At 72.7% G+C, this 15794-nt stretch carries 2 protein-coding genes; both read right to left on the bottom strand.

Features of this window, described 5'->3' with window-relative positions:
• On the bottom strand, positions 1–4933 hold a 4933-nt coding region (locus tag K4G64_RS32495), incomplete at its 3' end, for a non-ribosomal peptide synthetase (protein WP_221759515.1).
• 518 nt (positions 4934–5451) lie between these two features.
• The gene (locus K4G64_RS32490) at positions 5452–15786 is read right to left on the bottom strand and encodes a non-ribosomal peptide synthetase (protein ID WP_260461285.1); all 10335 of its coding nucleotides are present in this window, start codon (positions 15784–15786) and stop codon (positions 5452–5454) included.
• Positions 15787–15794: the final 8 nt, after the last annotated feature.

The following is a 15794-nucleotide window of genomic DNA, read 5'->3' as shown; positions in this document are numbered from 1 at the left end:
CACCGCTGTCCCGCATCACAAACGCGATCCGCTCCACCGGATACGACACATCGATCGGAACGTAAGCAGCCCCCGCCTTCCACACCGCCAGAACCGCGGTCACCATCTCCGCACCACGAGGAAGCGCAAGACCCACCACCGACTCAGCACCCATCCCCTGCGCCAGCAGATAGTGCGCAAGACGGTTCGCCGCGGCGTCCAACTCGGCGAACGACACCTCGACATCCCCATCGACCACCGCCACCGCCTCAGGCGTCCGCGCCACCTGCACCGCGAACGCCTCCGGCACCAACACAGCCGCCTCAGCCTCGGTGTCGTTCCACTCCACCAACACCCGCCGACGCTCATCCACACCCAGCACGTCGACATCGACGAGCGGCAGATCCGGTCCCCCGCTCAGCGCACCCTCCAGCGCACTCACCAGCGCCTCCGTGGCCGTCAGCCACAGACCGACCACCGATTCCGCGTCGATGGACGACACCGCGTCAATGGCAAGGCCGAGGTCGTCGCCGTTGTCGTTGACGGCGCCGGAGAGGGGGTAGTTGGTGCGGTCATGGACGAAGACCGTGCGAATGCCGTCCGTCTCCGTGCCACGGCTGGCGTTCGAGCTGGCGACATTGTTGTGGCGGTAGTTGAAGAACGAGGTGAACAGGGGTTGGTCGGCCGGTACTCCACTGGCCCGCTGCGCCACCGCCAACGGCGCGTGCTCGTGCTCCAGCAACGCGGCCAGCTGGCCGCGCATCGCCGACACCGCCTCGATGACGTCGGTCTCGCCGACGCGGGCCCGTACGGGCAGCGTGTTCATGTAGAGGCCGGCCACGCGGTCGGCACCGGCGCCGGAGTTCATCCGGCCGAACAGGACGGTGCCGAAGACCACGTCGTCCTGGCCGCTCACGGCCGCCAGCACCCGGGACCAGCCGACGTGCATGACGGTGGCGGGGCTGGTCTGGAGGCGGCGGGCGACGTCGCGGAGGCGGCGGGTCAGCTCCGTCGGGAGGGGGCACTCGGCGTGTCGTACGTCGGCGCCGTCGCCGCGGACGTCGAGCAGGCCGTACGGGGTGGTCGGCTCGGTGACGTCGCCCAGGACCTCGGCGAAGTACTCCTCGTGTCTGCCCTCGGCCAGCCGGGCCCGGGCCTGGGCGACGAAGTTGCGGAAGGGCAGGGGTTCGGCGAGTTCGGCGCCGCGGCCGGCGAGGAACGCCTCCACTTCGGAGAGGAGGATCTCCTTGGTCTGGTGGTCCTGGATGATGTGGTGGATGCGCAGCAGGAGCAGCCATCGTCCGCTGCCCGGTTCCGGGGCGGCGTGCAAGCCGATGAGCGGGGCCCTGCCGAGGTCCATGGTCTGTCCGCCGACCGCCAGCAGTTGGTCGATCGCGTCGCCGCCGGGGGCGAGGGTGACGTCCTCCAGGTGGAGGGGGGCGTGACGGCGGACGACCTGGACGGGTTCGCGCAGCCCTTCCCAGACGATGGACGTGCGCAGGGTGTCGTGGCGGTCCACCACCTGCTGCAGCGCGGTCAGGAAGCCGTCGAGCCGGTCGCGGGAGTCGAACTCCAGCACCATCGGCAGCATGTAGGCGTCGTGGCCGTCGTGGGCGAGCAGATTGTGGAAGAGCATGCCCTCCTGGAGGGGGGCGAGGGGGTAGACGTCGGCCACGTTCGGCGCGCCGCCCTCGACCGATTCCACGACCCGGGCGATCTCATCCGCCGTCAGGTCCACCAGCGGCAGCATCTCCGGCGTGATCTCCGGGGTTCCCGCGGGGATCAGGTTCGGGGAGACCTGCACCTGTGCCGTGCCGCCGGCGCGGGCGAGGCCGGCCGGGGTGGGGGCTTCGAACAGAGCGCGGACGGAGACGGTGACGCCACGTGCGCGCAGACGTTCCACGAGCCGTACGGCGAGCAGTGAGTGGCCGCCCAGGGCGAAGAAGCTGTCGTCGACACCGACGTTGTCGACGCCCAGCACCTCTGCGAAGGCCTGGCACAGGATCTCTTCGCGGGCGTCGGCGGGGCCCCGGCCGGTGCCCGCGGTCGCGGTCAGGTCGGGTGCGGGCAGTGCCTTGCGGTCGACCTTGCCGTTCGCGGTCAGGGGGAGCGTGTCGAGTACGACGACCGCGGCGGGCACCATGTAGTCGGGCAGCCGGCGTGCGGCCAGCTCGCGGATCCGGGCGGGCAGGTCGTCGGTGTCCGAGTCGGTGGCGACCACGTAGGCCACGAGCCGCAGGTCGCCGGGCAGGTCGGCGCGGGCGACGACGGCGGCCTGGGCCACCTGGGGGTGCGTGGCGATGACGGACTGGACCTCGCCGGGCTCGATGCGGAAGCCGCGGATCTTGACCTGGTCGTCCAGGCGGCCGGCGAAGACGAGCCGGCCCTCGGCGTCCCAGCGGACGCGGTCGCCGGTGCGGTACATGCGCGAGCCGGCGGGGCCGAAGGGGTCGGCGACGAAGCGTTCGGCGGACAGTGCGGCCCGTCCGAGGTAGCCGCGGGCCAGGCCGGTGCCGGACACGTAGAGTTCGCCGGCCACTCCGGCCGGCACGGGTGCCAGGCTCGCGTCGAGGACGTAGGTGCGGGTGTTGGCGATGGGTGTGCCGATGGGGACCTCGTGGACGCCGGGGCGGCACTGCCACACCGCGGCGTCGACGGTGGTCTCGGTGGGGCCGTAGGAGTTGAACATCTCCCGGCCGGCGGCCCAGCGGTTGACCAGTTCGGGGGCGAGCGCCTCACCACCGGCGTCGATGACGACCCCGGCCGGGAGCGCCGCGTCCTCCAGCCCGGCGAGGACGGCGGGCGGGAACGCGGCGTGGGTCACGCCGTTCGCGGTGATGAAGGCCGCGAGGTCGGCGCCCAGCCGGTGCTCCGCCGGGACGACGACGAGGGTGGCTCCGGCGGGCAGGGCGAGGGCCAGCTCGGAGCAGTACATGTCGAAGCCGATGGAGGCGAACTGGAGGACGCGGGAGCCCGGTCCCACCTTGGTGGGGTAGCGCCGGGCCAGGGCCTCGGTGGTGTTGGCGAAGCCCTCGTGGGTCAGGACGACCCCCTTGGGGCGGCCGGTGGAACCCGAGGTGTAGATGACGTACGCGGGGTGTGCGGGCAGCACGGGTGCGCGCTCGTCGTCGCCCAGGGGGCCGGCGGGGAGGGCGTCGAGCTCCGCGCGTGTCGCGGGGTCGTCGAGGACGACGAGGGGCGTGCCGGTGGGGGGCGTGAGGGCCCGGGTCCGTGTGGTCGTGAGCACCAGGTCCGGCGCGGCGTCCTCGACCATGTAGGCGATCCGGTCGGCCGGGTACTGCGGGTCGATGGTCAGGTAGGCGCCGCCGGCCTTGAGCACGCCGAGCACGGCGATCACGGCGTCGGCACCGCGTTCCAGGCACACTCCGACCACGGACTCGGGACGTACGCCCCGGTCCACCAGGAGGCGGGCCAGCCGGTCGGTGTGCGCGTCGAGTTCGGCGTACGTCAGCTGGGTCCCGTCCGCGGCCACGGCCACGGCGTCCGGGGTTCGTGCCGCCTGGGCGGTGATCAGTTCCGGGACGGTCGCGGGCGGCACATCGACCGCGGTGTCGTTCCAGTCGTCGAGGATCAGGCGGCGCTCGTCGGCGTCCAGGATGTCCAGGGTGCTCGGCCGCAGCCGGGGGTCGGTGACGAGGAGGTCCAGGACGCGGCCGAAGCGGCGCGCGAAACGCTGGGCGCCGGCCGGCTCGAACAGGTCGGCGGAGGCGACGATCTCACCGGTCAGGCCGCCGGGTGCGCCGTCGGGGCCGAAGGTCTCGCTGACGGTGACGTCGAGGTCGAACTTGGCGGTGGCGGCGCCGGCGCGAACGGCCTCAATGCGCAGCCCGGGCAGGTCCAGGGCGGCCTGGGCGGTGTTCTGCACCGTGAGCATGACCTGGAACAGGGGGTGGCGGGAGAGCGAGCGGGAGGGGGCGAGTTCCTCGACGAGCTTCTCGAAGGGCACGTCCTGGTGCTCGAACGCCGACAGGCTGGTCTCCCGGACCTGTGCGAGGACGTCGTGGAAGGTGGGGTCGCCCGACAGGTCGGTGCGCAGGACGAGGGTGTTGACGAAGAAGCCGACGAGGTCGCGCAGGCCTTCGTCGGTGCGCCCGGCCACCGCTGCGCCGACGGGGATGTCGGTGCCGGCGCCGAGCCGGGACAGCAGTACCGCGAGCGCTGCCTGCAGGACCATGAAGGTGCTGACGCCCTCGGTGCGGGCGAGTGCGGCCAGCCGGGCGTGCACCTCGGCCGGGATGTCCAGCGGGATGCTGTGGCCGTCGTAGGAGGGGACCGCCGGGCGCGGCCGGTCGGCGGGGAGCTGCAGTTCCTCGGGGGCGTCGGCCAGCGTGTGTCGCCAGTGGTCGAGCTGGCGGGAGATCACGCTGTCGGGGTCGGTCTCGTCGCCGAGCAGCTCGCGCTGCCAGAGGGCGTAGTCCGCGTACTGCACGGGCAGCGGCTCCCAGCCGGGGGCCCGTCCCGCGCACCGGGCCGCGTACGCACGCGATACGTCCCGGGCCAGCGGGGCCGTCGACCAGCCGTCGCCGGCGATGTGGTGCATGACCACGACCAGGACGTGCTCCTCCGGGCCGGCGGTGAACAGCCAGGCGCGTATGGGGAGTTCGGTGGCCAGGTCGAAGGCGTGGCCGAGGGCGTCCTCGATCCGGGCGGTGAGCCCGGCCGGTCCGGCGGAAGCGGGGACGTCCGCCGTCTCCAGCCGCCAGTCGAGGTCGGCGGTCTCGATGATGTGCTGGTAGGGCTCCCCGTCGGCCACCGCGAAGAGGGTGCGCAGCGCCTCATGGCGGTCCAGGACGTCGCGCAGTGCCGCGTCCAGCGCGTCCTGGTCCACTCGGCCCGTCAGCCGCAGCACCATGGGGACGTTGTAGGTCGCGCTCGGCCCCTCCAGCTGGCCGATGAACCACAACCGGCGCTGTGCGAATGACAAGGGAATCATGAGGACCCTTCCTGCGTACGTCCCGGCCGCGACGCCGGCCTTGGCTGACTGTTGTGTGCCGTCCATCCCGCTCTGCTCCCGCAAAAGAGAGCGCGGGTGAGTGAACGAAGGCGTGCGGCAGTAACGGCCGTCGGAATTCAAAGGCCTTCCGGACTGCCATCGGCGCTGGTCCACAGTTGTTCGGGTGGGCCAGCGGAATTCCTCCGCCGGAAGGGGCGAGGGCGGAATTCCCGGCTTCCGCCCGTGGGTTCATGAATGCGGTCAAGAAGACATGACTGAGCTTCCGTCCCCCGCTATTTCTTACGCATGGCGAATCTGTAGAACCGGTGTCCCCACTATGGCTCACGCCCGCGGGGTGATCAACGTTTCGCCTTCGTGCCCGAATTGGCCCCGGATGACGGGCGTTCAACTGCGTCGGTGCGGCGGTTGAACGGTGCTCCGACGGCACCGGCCGCCGCACCCGTGGAGGGACGGGTGCGACGGCCGGGTCTGTGGGGGGTCGGGGGGCCGGAGCCGGGTCAGCGGGAGGAGGCGCCCCGGTCGCGCATCGGCCGCAGGGCCGGCCGTGTCGATTTCCGGTCGCCGAGCTGTCCGGCCAGCCCGGCCACCGTCGGGCTGTTGAACACCATGCGGACCTCGATGTCGACGTCCAGCGCGGCCCGGATCCGGGTCACGAGATCGGCGGCGAGCAGCGAATGGCCGCCCAGCTCGAAGAAGTCGTCGTCCACGCTGACGCTTTCGAGGCCGAGTACCGCTGCGAACACCTCGCACAGCAGCTCTTCCCTGCGGTCGGCGGGCCCGCGGCCCGTCCCCGCGGCGGCCCCGTGGTCCGGGGCGGGCAGGGCCTGCCGGTCGAGCTTGCCGTTGGCGGTCAGCGGGAGCTCGTCCAGCACGACCACGGCCGTCGGCAGCATGTAGTCGGGCAGCCGGGCCGCCGCCGCCTCCCGTACGGCGGTGGGCAGTTCGCGGCGTGCGGCCGTGTCGGTCCCGTCCGCGGGGGTGACGTAGGCGACGAGGACGCGGTCACCCGTGGTCTCCTCGCGTGCGACCACCGCCGCCTGCGCCACGCCGGGATGCCCGGCCACGGCCGCGCGTACCTCTCCCGGCTCGATCCGGTAGCCGCGGATCTTGACCTGGTCGTCGGAGCGGCCCTCGAACAGCAGCCGTCCGTCGGCGGTCCACCGCGCCCGGTCGCCGGTACGGTACATCCGCTCGCCCGGCCCGGTGAACGGCGAGGCGAGGAACCGTTCACCGGTCAGTCCGGCGCGGCCGACGTATCCGCGGGCCAGGCCGGTGCCGGCGACGTACAGCTCGCCGACCACGCCCTGGGGCACCGGGCGGAGCATGTCGTCCAGGACGAAGACCCGCTTGCCGGGATTGGGGGCGCCGATGTAGGGCCGGTCCCCCGGCCGCAGCGGCTCGGACATCGTGGCGCAGACCGTCGTCTCGGTCGGCCCGTAGGCGTTGACAAACCGGCGGCCGGGTGCCCAGCGGGCCACCTGTTCGGCGCCGAGCGCCTCGCCGGCCGCGACGACGGTCGTCACGGAGGGGAAGTCCGCCGGGTCGATGGCCGCGAGCAGCGCGGGCGGCAGGGTCGCGTGCGTCACTCCGTGCCGGGTCACGACGGCGGCCAGGCCCCTGTCGGCGCCGGAGCCGGGCAGCAGCGCCGCGGAGTCCGCGAGGACCAGGCCGGCCCCCGCGCACAGCGAGACCAGCAGCTCGGCCGCGGCCCCGTCGAAGCCGATCGACGCGAACTGCAGGACCCGGCTTTCGCCGTTCAGCGCGAACCGCTCCGCCTGGGCGGCGACCAGGTCGGCGACGCCCGCGTGCGGCACCGCCACGCCCTTGGGCCGGCCCGTGGAGCCGGATGTGTAGATGACGTAGGCGGTGTTGTCCGTGTGCAGCGGAGCGACCCGTTCGCTGTCCTGGACCGGGCCGTCGGGCAGCCCTTGGAGCAGGGCCGTGGTGCCCATGTCGTCCAGAGCCAGTTGTGGCGCGGTGGCCGGTCCGGCGGGCAGTGCGGCGGCCGTGGCCCGGGTCGTGAGCAGGAGCGCCGGGGCCGCGTCGGAGAGCAGGTAGGAGATGCGCTCGGCGGGGTGGCCGGGGTCGACCGGGAGGTACACACCGCCTGCCTTGAGGACCGCCAGCAGGGCCACGACCAGGTCCACGCCGCGTTCCATGGACACCGCGACCGGGGTCTCCGGGCCCACTCCCTTGCCGATCAGCAGGCGCGCCAGCGCGTTGGCCCGTGCGTCGAGTTCGCCGTACGACAGGTCCTCGGCATCGCTGCGGAGGGCGATCGCGTCCGGGGTACGGGTCGCCATGGCCGCGAACAGGTCGGGGACCGTGGCGGGCGGGAGCTGGCCGCCGGTGCCGGTCCACTCGGTGAGGAGCCGCTCGCGTTCACCGCCGGTGAGCACCGGTACGGCGCTGAGCCGGGCACGCGGGTCGGTCGTGAGGAACTCCAGGACGACGACCAGCCGTTGGGCGAACCGGGCGGCGGAGTCCGCGTCGAACAGGTCCGCGGCCGCGACGACGTAGCCGCTCATGCCGTCCGGTCCGCCCGCCGGGTCGAACGTCTCGGTGGCGCCCACCTCGAGGTCGAGCTTGGCGGCCGTGGCGGTCCCCTCCATCGGCCGGGCCTCGACCCCCGGCAGGTCGAGAGCCGCGCGGGCGTTGTTCTGCATGGTGCAGGAGACCTGGAAGAGGGGGTGGCGGGTCAGGGAGCGGGTCGGGGACAGCTCCTCCACCAGCCGCTCGAACGGCACGTCCTGGTGGGCGAGGGCCGCCAGGCCCGTCCTGCGCACCCGGCCGAGCACCTCCCGGAACGTGGGGTCCCCGGCCAGATCCGTACGCACCACGAGGGTGTTGACGAAGAAGCCGACCACGTCGTCCAGGGCCTCGTCGGTCCGTCCGGCGTTGCCGGTGCCGATGGGGATGTCCGTGCCGGCGCCGAGCCGGGAGAGCAGCACCGCCAGCGCGGCCTGGAGCACCATGAACATCGTGACGCCCTCGGCTCGGGCCAGTTCGGCGAGCCGCCGGTGCAGGTCGGCCGGGATGTCCAGGGGTACCCGGTGGCCCTGGTGCGAGGGGGTGTCCGGGCGGGGCCGGTCCACGGGCAGCGCGAGTTCCTCGGGAGCGCCCGCCAGCGTCGCGCGCCAGTGTGCGATCTGCTGCGCGAGCACGCTGCCGGGGTCGTCCGCGTCGCCGAGCAGTTCCCGCTGCCACAGGGCGTAGTCCGCGTATTGCACGGGCAGTGGCTCCCATTCGGGCGCCCGGCCCGCGAGGCGTGCCTCGTAGGCGGTGGCGACGTCACGGGCGAGCGGGGGCCACGACCAGCCGTCGCCGGCGATGTGGTGGACGACGACCAGCAGGGTGTGTTCGTCAGGTCCGGTGGCGAACAGCCGGGCCCTGATCGGCAGTTCGGTGCCGAGGTGGAAGGGCTGGGAGACCGTGTCGGCGACGGCGTCGTCGAGGTGGTCCGGTGCGACGTCCTCGACGGACATGCTCCAGTCGAGGACGTCGAGCGGCAGGACGTGCTGGTACGGCTCGCCGTCCTCCGTCGGCAGGATCGTGCGCAGCACCTCGTGCCGGCCGATGACGTCGCGCAGCGCGGCGGTCAGCGCGCCTCGGTCCAGACTGCCGGTCAGGTGCAGGGCGAGCGGGACGTGGTAGGTGGCGCTCGGCCCCTCCAGTTGGCCGATGAACCACAGGCGCCGCTGGGCGAACGACAGCGGCACCCGTTCGGGGCGCTCTCGGCGCCTCAGGACCGTGCGCGCCGCCCCCGCCTCGGCCAGGCGCGCGGCGAGTTCGGTGACGGTGGGCGCGTCGAAGACGAGCCGGATGTCGAGGTCCACGCCGAGCACGGCCCGCACGCGGCTGGCCAGCCGCACCGCGAGCAGCGAGTGGCCGCCCAGGGCGAAGAAGTCGTCGTCCGGTTCGACCCGGTCCACTCCGAGGACCTGGGCGAAGACACCGCACAGGATCTCCTCGCGGGGGTCCGCGGGGGCGCGGCCGGCCGCCGTGTCCCGGACGGCCTGTTCGGGCGCGGGCAGAGCCGCGCGGTCGAGTTTGCCGTTCACCGTGACGGGCAGCTCGTCGAGCACCACGACCGCCGCGGGCACCATGTACTCCGGCAGCCTCGCTTCCGCGAACTCCCGCAGCACCGCGGGCAGCCGGCCGGGCTGTGCGGTGCCGTCGGCGACGACGTAGGCGGCCAGGCGCCGCTCCCCCTGCTCGTCCTCGTGCACGACGACGGCAGCCTGGGACACCGACGGGTGCCCGGTGAGCACGGTCTGGATCTCCCCCGGTTCGATGCGGAACCCGCGGATCTTGACCTGGTCGTCGGTCCGCCCGGTGAACACCAGCCTGCCGTCGACGGTCCAGCGGGCCCGGTCGCCGGTCCGGTACAGCCGGGAGCCGTCCCCGGCGAACGGGTCGGCCACGAACCGCCCGGCGGTCAGGCCCGGCTGCCCGAGGTAGCCGCGGGCCAGCCCAGCGCCGGCGACGTAGATCTCGCCGGCCACGCCGGTCGGCACCGGTGCCAGGTACTCGTCCAGCACGTACACGCGGGTGTTGACCACCGGCGTTCCGATCGCCACCTCGGCCGCGCTGGGATCGCAGCGCCACAGCGTCGCGTCGACCGTGGTCTCGGTGGGGCCGTAGGAGTTGAACATGGTCCGGTGGCGGGCCCAGCGGGACATCACGTCGGGCGGGCAGGCCTCTCCGGCGACGACCAGGACGGTCTCCTCGGGCAGGGAGCGTTCGTCCAGGGTGGCGAGCACGGCGGGCGGCAGTGTGACGTGGGAGACCCGCTCGGTGGTCAGGAACTCGGGCAGCGCGTTGCCGAGGCGCCGCTCCTGCGGGATCACGACCAGTGCGGCCCCCGACAGCAGGGCCATGAACCATTCCCAGCCGAAGGTGTCGAAACCGGCCGAGGCGAACTGGCCGACCCGGGCACCGGGACCGACGCCCAGTTCGCGGACCTGGCCCGCCACCAGGCTCGCCACGCCCGCGTGGGAGACCAGGACGCCCTTGGGGCGGCCGGTGGAGCCCGAGGTGTAGATCACGTACGCGCCGTGCTCCGGGCGCAGCACCGCCGGCGGCTCGGCGTCGCCGGGCGTCCCCTGCCGTGCCAGTTCCGCCACGGTCTCCGGGGCGTCGAGGACGAGCGTGTCGGTGGCGCCGTGCCTGACCCGTTCGGCCGTGCCGGTCGAGGCGAGGACCACGACGGGCCGGGCGTCGCGGAGCATGTAGGCGATGCGGTCGGCGGGGTGGGCGGTGTCGAGGGGCATGTAGGCGCCCCCGGCCTTGCCGACCGCGAGCAGCGCGACCATCAGGTCGATGCCGCGCTCCAGGGCCACCGCCACCACCGACTCCGGGCCGACTCCGCGCCGGCGCAGCAGCCGGGCCAACCGGTCGGCCCGGGCGTCGAGTTCGGCGTACGAGATCTCCGTGCCGTCCGCGACCACGGCGACGGCGCCGGGTTCGCGCGCCACCTGGGCCGCGAACAGCTCCGGCACGGTGTACCGGCCGGCCGGTGCCTCGGTGTCGTTCCGCTGCCGCAGCAGCTGCCGCTCGTCGTCCCCGAGGACGTCGAGCTCGCCCAGCGGCAGGTGCGGTGCGGCGGTCAGGGCGTCCAGGGCCTGCGTCAGGCGTGCGACGAACCGTGTGACGGTCTCCGGCTCGAACAGATCCGCGGCCGCGGTCACGGTGCCGCGCACACCCGCGGGGCTGCCGTCGGCGGCGAACGACTCGCCCAGGATGACGTCGAGGTCGAACTTGGCGACGGCCACGCCCGTGGGCACCACCGAGGTCCGCAGCCCGGACAGGCTCAGCACCGCCTCGGTGGTGTTCTGCAGGGTCAGCATGACCTGGAAGAGGGCGTGCCGGGCCATGGAACGGCTCGGTGCCAGCTCTTCCACCAGCCGCTCGAAGGGGACGTCCTGGTGCTCGAGCGCCGACAGGCTGGTCTCCCGCACCCGGCCGAGCACCTCGTGGAAGGTGGGGTTGTCCGTCAGATCGGTCCGCACCACAAGGGTGTTGACGAAGGAGCCGACCAGCTCGTCCAGGGCCTCGTCGGTCCGTCCCGCGTTCGGCGAGCCGATGGGGATGTCGGTGCCCGCCCCCAGCCGGGACAGCAGCATCGACAGCGCCGCCTGCAACGCCATGAACACGGTGACGCCCTCGGCTCGGGCCACCTCGGTGAGCCGGGCGTGCACCTCGGCCGGGACGTCCACGGCGACGGGATGTCCGTGGTGACCGGCCACAGCCGGCCGTATGTGGTCGAGCGGCAGGTCCAGTTCCTCCGGCGCGCCCGCGAGGGCGGCTCGCCAGTAGCCGACCTGCCGGGCGATGACACTGTCCGGGTCGGACTCGGCTCCCAGGAGCTCCCGCTGCCACAGCGCGTAGTCGGCGTACTGCACGGGCAGCGGCTCCCAGCCCGGGGCCCGCCCCGCGCACCGCGCTTCGTACGCCAGCGACACGTCCCGGGCCAGCGGGGCCGTCGACCAGCCGTCACCGGCGATGTGGTGCAGCACCACCACCAGGACGTGCTCGTCCGGCCCGGTCTCGAACAGCCAGGCCAGCAGCGGTACCTCGGTCGCCAGGTCGAAGGCGTGGCCGGCCGCCTCGGCGATCGCACGGTCCAGTTCCTCCGGGGCGACCCGGGCGTACGTCAGCTCCCAGCTCAGTTCGGCCGGATCGAGGATCCTCTGATACGGCTCGCCGTCCACGGCGGCGTACGTCGTGCGCAGCACCTCGTGGCGCCCGATCACGTCACGCAGGGCGGCGTCGAGCGCCGCGCGGTCCAGTTTGCCCTCCAGCCGCAGCGCGACCGGTGTGTTGTAGGTGGCGCCGGGCCCCTCCAGTTGCCCGATGAACCACAGGCGGCGCTGCGCGAACGACAGCGGCACCCGCTCGGGGCGCTCCGCCGGCGCCAGCGGCACCCTCGGCGTACGGGTCGAGGACAGGCGGGCGGCCAGTGAGGCGACCGTCGGTGCCTCGAACAGGGTGCGCAGGGTCACCTCGGTCCCCATCGTCACCCGGATGCGGCTGATGAGGCGTACCGCGAGCAGCGAGTGCCCGCCGAGGGCGAAGAAGTCGTCGTCGACGTGCACTCGGGGCAGGCCCAGGACCTCGGCGAAGACCCCGCAGAGGATCTCCTCCCGTGGGGAGAGCGGTCCGCGTCCGGTACCCGCCTCGTACGACGGCACCGGCAGCGCGCGCCGATCCAGTTTCCCGTTCGGCAGCAACGGCAGTTCACCGAGGAGAACCAGGGCGGACGGCACCATGTGGGCCGGGAGTCGGCCCGTCAGGAACTCCTCGATGTGCGTGGGCAATTGCGGTGTGTCCTCGAGGGGCACGACATAGGCGACGAGACGCACGTCCCCCGGTGTGTCCTCGCGGGCCACGACAGCGGCCCGGGCGACCTGCGGGTGCGCGGCGAGGACCGTCTGCACCTCGCCCGGCTCGATACGGAAACCACGGACCTTGACCTGCTCGTCCGTGCGGCCGAGGTACTCCAGCTGCCCCTCGGCGTTCCAGCGCACCCGGTCACCCGTGCGGTACATCCGCGCACCCGACCCGAACGGGCTCGCCACGAACCGCTCCGACGTCAGCCCGGCCCGGCCCAGATAACCGCGAGCCACACCGGAACCGGCGATGTACAACTCCCCGACCACACCAGCCGGGACCGGCCGCAGGCGCCCGTCCAGCACGAACACGTGGGCGCCCGTCACCGGCCTGCCGATCACGGGCACGGCCGCATCCGCGACCCGGCCGATGACGGAGTCGACGGTGCACTCCGTCGGCCCGTAGAGGTTGAACGCCTCCAGGCCCGGGACGGTCCGCAGCCGCTGCCAGATCCCGGCGGGCACCGCCTCTCCACCGCAGGCGATCCGCCCCGGACGCCAGTCTCCGTCCAGCAGTCCCTCGTCCAGCAGCACCTGCAGATACGACGGCGTGACCTCGACGAAGTCGACCCGGTGCTCGCCGATCCACCGCACCAGCCGGCCCGCGTCCCGCCAGGTCTCCCCGTCCACGACATGCAGCTCATGCCCCAGGAACAACCCGGCCAGCTGATCCCAGGACGCATCGAAGGACACCGACGTCGTCAGCGCCACCCGCAACGGACCGCCCGAAGACGCCAGCAGACCCCCACGGTGCTCCTCGCACAGATTCACCGCACCCCGGTGACTCACCACCACACCCTTGGGCCGCCCCGTCGACCCCGACGTGAAGATCACATACGCCGGATGCCCCGGCAGCAACGTGTGCAGCGGCACCATGTCAGCCGACAGTCCGGCCAGCTCCGCCACCGTCTCCGCAGCATCCACCAACACGGCCGCAGTGCCCGGCAGGGAGGCAGCGGAAGCCCGCGACGCCAGCACCACCACAGGCGCCGCGTCCTCGATCATCAGACCGAGCCGGCCCGCCGGATACTCCGGATCCAGCGGCACATACGCACCACCGGCCTTCAACACCGCCAACAGCGCCACAATCAGGCCCGCGCCACGCTCCAGGCACACACCCACCAACGACTCCGGACCCACACCCCGCGACATCAGCAGCCGGGCCAGACGATTCGCCCGCGCGTCCAGCTCCGCGTACGACACCTCGACGCCGTCAGCGACCAGCGCCACCGCATCCGGCGTCCGCGCCACCTGCCCCGCGAACAGCTCCGGCAGCGAGCTTCCGGCCATCGGCGCCGTGCGGCCGGAACCCTGCGCCAGCACCCGGCGCACCACCCGCTCGTCGAGCACGGGCACCTCGGCCAGGCACTGCTCGGGGCCGCCGGCCGACACCCGCTCCAGAGCGGCGACGAGGCCTTCCGCGGCGGTGCGAACCATCTCACCGACGGTGCGCGCGTCGATCGGGGCGATCGCGTCGACGGCGAGGGAGATGCGCTCCGTGTCGTCGTCCACCGCGACGACGAGGGGGTAGTTGGTGCGGTCGTGGGCGAACACCGTGCGGATGCCGTCGACCTGCCAGTCGTGCCCCAGTTCCTCGCTGCCGTTGTACCGGTAGTTGAAGAGCGAGGTGAACAGCGGGATGTCGGCGGGCACCATGCTGGCCTGCTGCGCCACCGCCAGCGGCGCGTGTTCGTGCTCCAGCAGTCCGGCCAGCTGACCGCGCAGGGCGGTCACCGCCTCCCGCACCCCCAGCTCGTCCGTCCGCACCCGCACCGGCAGCGTGTTGATGAACGGGCCGGGCACCCGGTCGGCACCCGCACCGGCGTTCATCCGCCCGAACAACACCGTGCCGAACACCACGTCGTCCCGCCCGGACACCGCGGCCAGCACCCGCGACCACACCACATGCAGCACGGTCGCCGGGCTGGAGCCGAGCTGCCGGGACACCTCGCGCAGCCGCTTGCTCAGCGTCGGTCCGAAGGGGACGATCTCGCGTTGCACCCGCGTGCCGTCGCCGTGCACGTCCGTCAGTCCGTACGGCGCGGTCGGCTCGACCACGTCACCGAGCAACTCCGCGAAGTACCGCTCGTGCTCCGCGCGGTCCTTGGCACGGGCCTGGGCCACGAAGTCACGGAACTGCAGGGCCGCGGGAAGTTCCGCACCACGGCCGGTGAGGAAGGCCTGTGCCTCCTCGAAGATGATCTCCAGTGCCGTGTGGTCTCGGACGATGTGATGGGCACGGACGAGACCCAGCCAACGGCCCGTGCCCGGGATCTCGGCGCAGTGCACGCTCATCAACGGCGCCCGGCCCAGGTCCATCTGCAGACCGGCGGCCGCCGTCAGATCGGCGACGGGGTCGGTGCTCTCGGGGTCCAGCTCCACCTCCTGGACGGGCAGGGTGGCCGCGCGCCACACCACCTGCACCGGCTCACGGAGTCCTTCCCAGACGATGCCCGTCCGGTAGATGTCGTGCCGGTCGACGACCTGCTGGAGGGCGTCGAGGAAGGCGTCCAGCAGGTCCCGCGAGTCGAACTCCACCGCGGCGGGGAGGACGTAGACGTCGTCTCCACCCTCGGACAGGAGGTGGTGGAAGAGCAGTCCGTCCTGGAGGGGAGCGAGCGGGTAGATGTCTGCGACGTTGGCGACACCGCCCTCGACACGAGCCGTGATCCGCGCGATCTCGTCGACCGTCAGCTCGACGAGCGGCAGCATGTCGGGGGTGATCTCGTTGGCGCCCTCGGGAATCGCGTTCTCCGGCACGCGGGCGGACCGGGCGGAGGCGGCCGCGGCCAGCCCGGCCGGCGTGGGGTCCTTGAAGAACGCCCGCACCGAGACCGGCACCCCCCAGTCACGCAGCAGGGCGACCAGCCTGATCGCCAGCAGCGACTGGCCTCCGAGGGAGAAGAAGTCGTCGTCCACGCCGACGCTGTCGACCTCGAGGATCTCGGCGAATGCCGCGCACAGCAGTTCTTCCCGCGCGTTGGACGGCCCCCGGCCGATGACAGTGTCGTAGGCAGGGGCGGGCAGGGCCGCGCGGTCGACCTTGCCGTTCGGGGTCACCGGCAGCTCACCGAGGAGGACCAGAGCCGAGGGCACCATGTATTCGGGCAGCCGCTCGGACATGAAGTCCCGCAAGGCGTACGCGAGTTGCGGAGTCTCTTCGATCGGGACGACGTAGCCGACGAGGCGGACGTCCCCCGGGGTGTCCTCCCGGGTCACGACAGCGGCCTGGGCGACCTGCGGGTGCGCGGCGAGGACCGTCTGCACCTCACCCGGCTCGATACGGAAGCCACGCACCTTGACCTGCTCGTCCGCACGCCCCAGGTACTCCAGCTGCCCCTCGGCGTTCCAGCGCACCCGGTCACCCGTGCGGTACATCCGCACACCCGACCCGAACGGGCTCGCCACGAACCGCTCCGACGTCAGCCCGCCCCGGCCCAGATACCCCC

Origin of the sequence: Streptomyces sp. WAC04114, assembly GCF_019733245.1 — a bacterium.
In the GTDB taxonomy this organism is placed as follows: Bacteria; Actinomycetota; Actinomycetes; order Streptomycetales; family Streptomycetaceae; genus Streptomyces; species Streptomyces massasporeus_A.
This window is presented reverse-complemented; position numbering and strand designations above follow the sequence as displayed.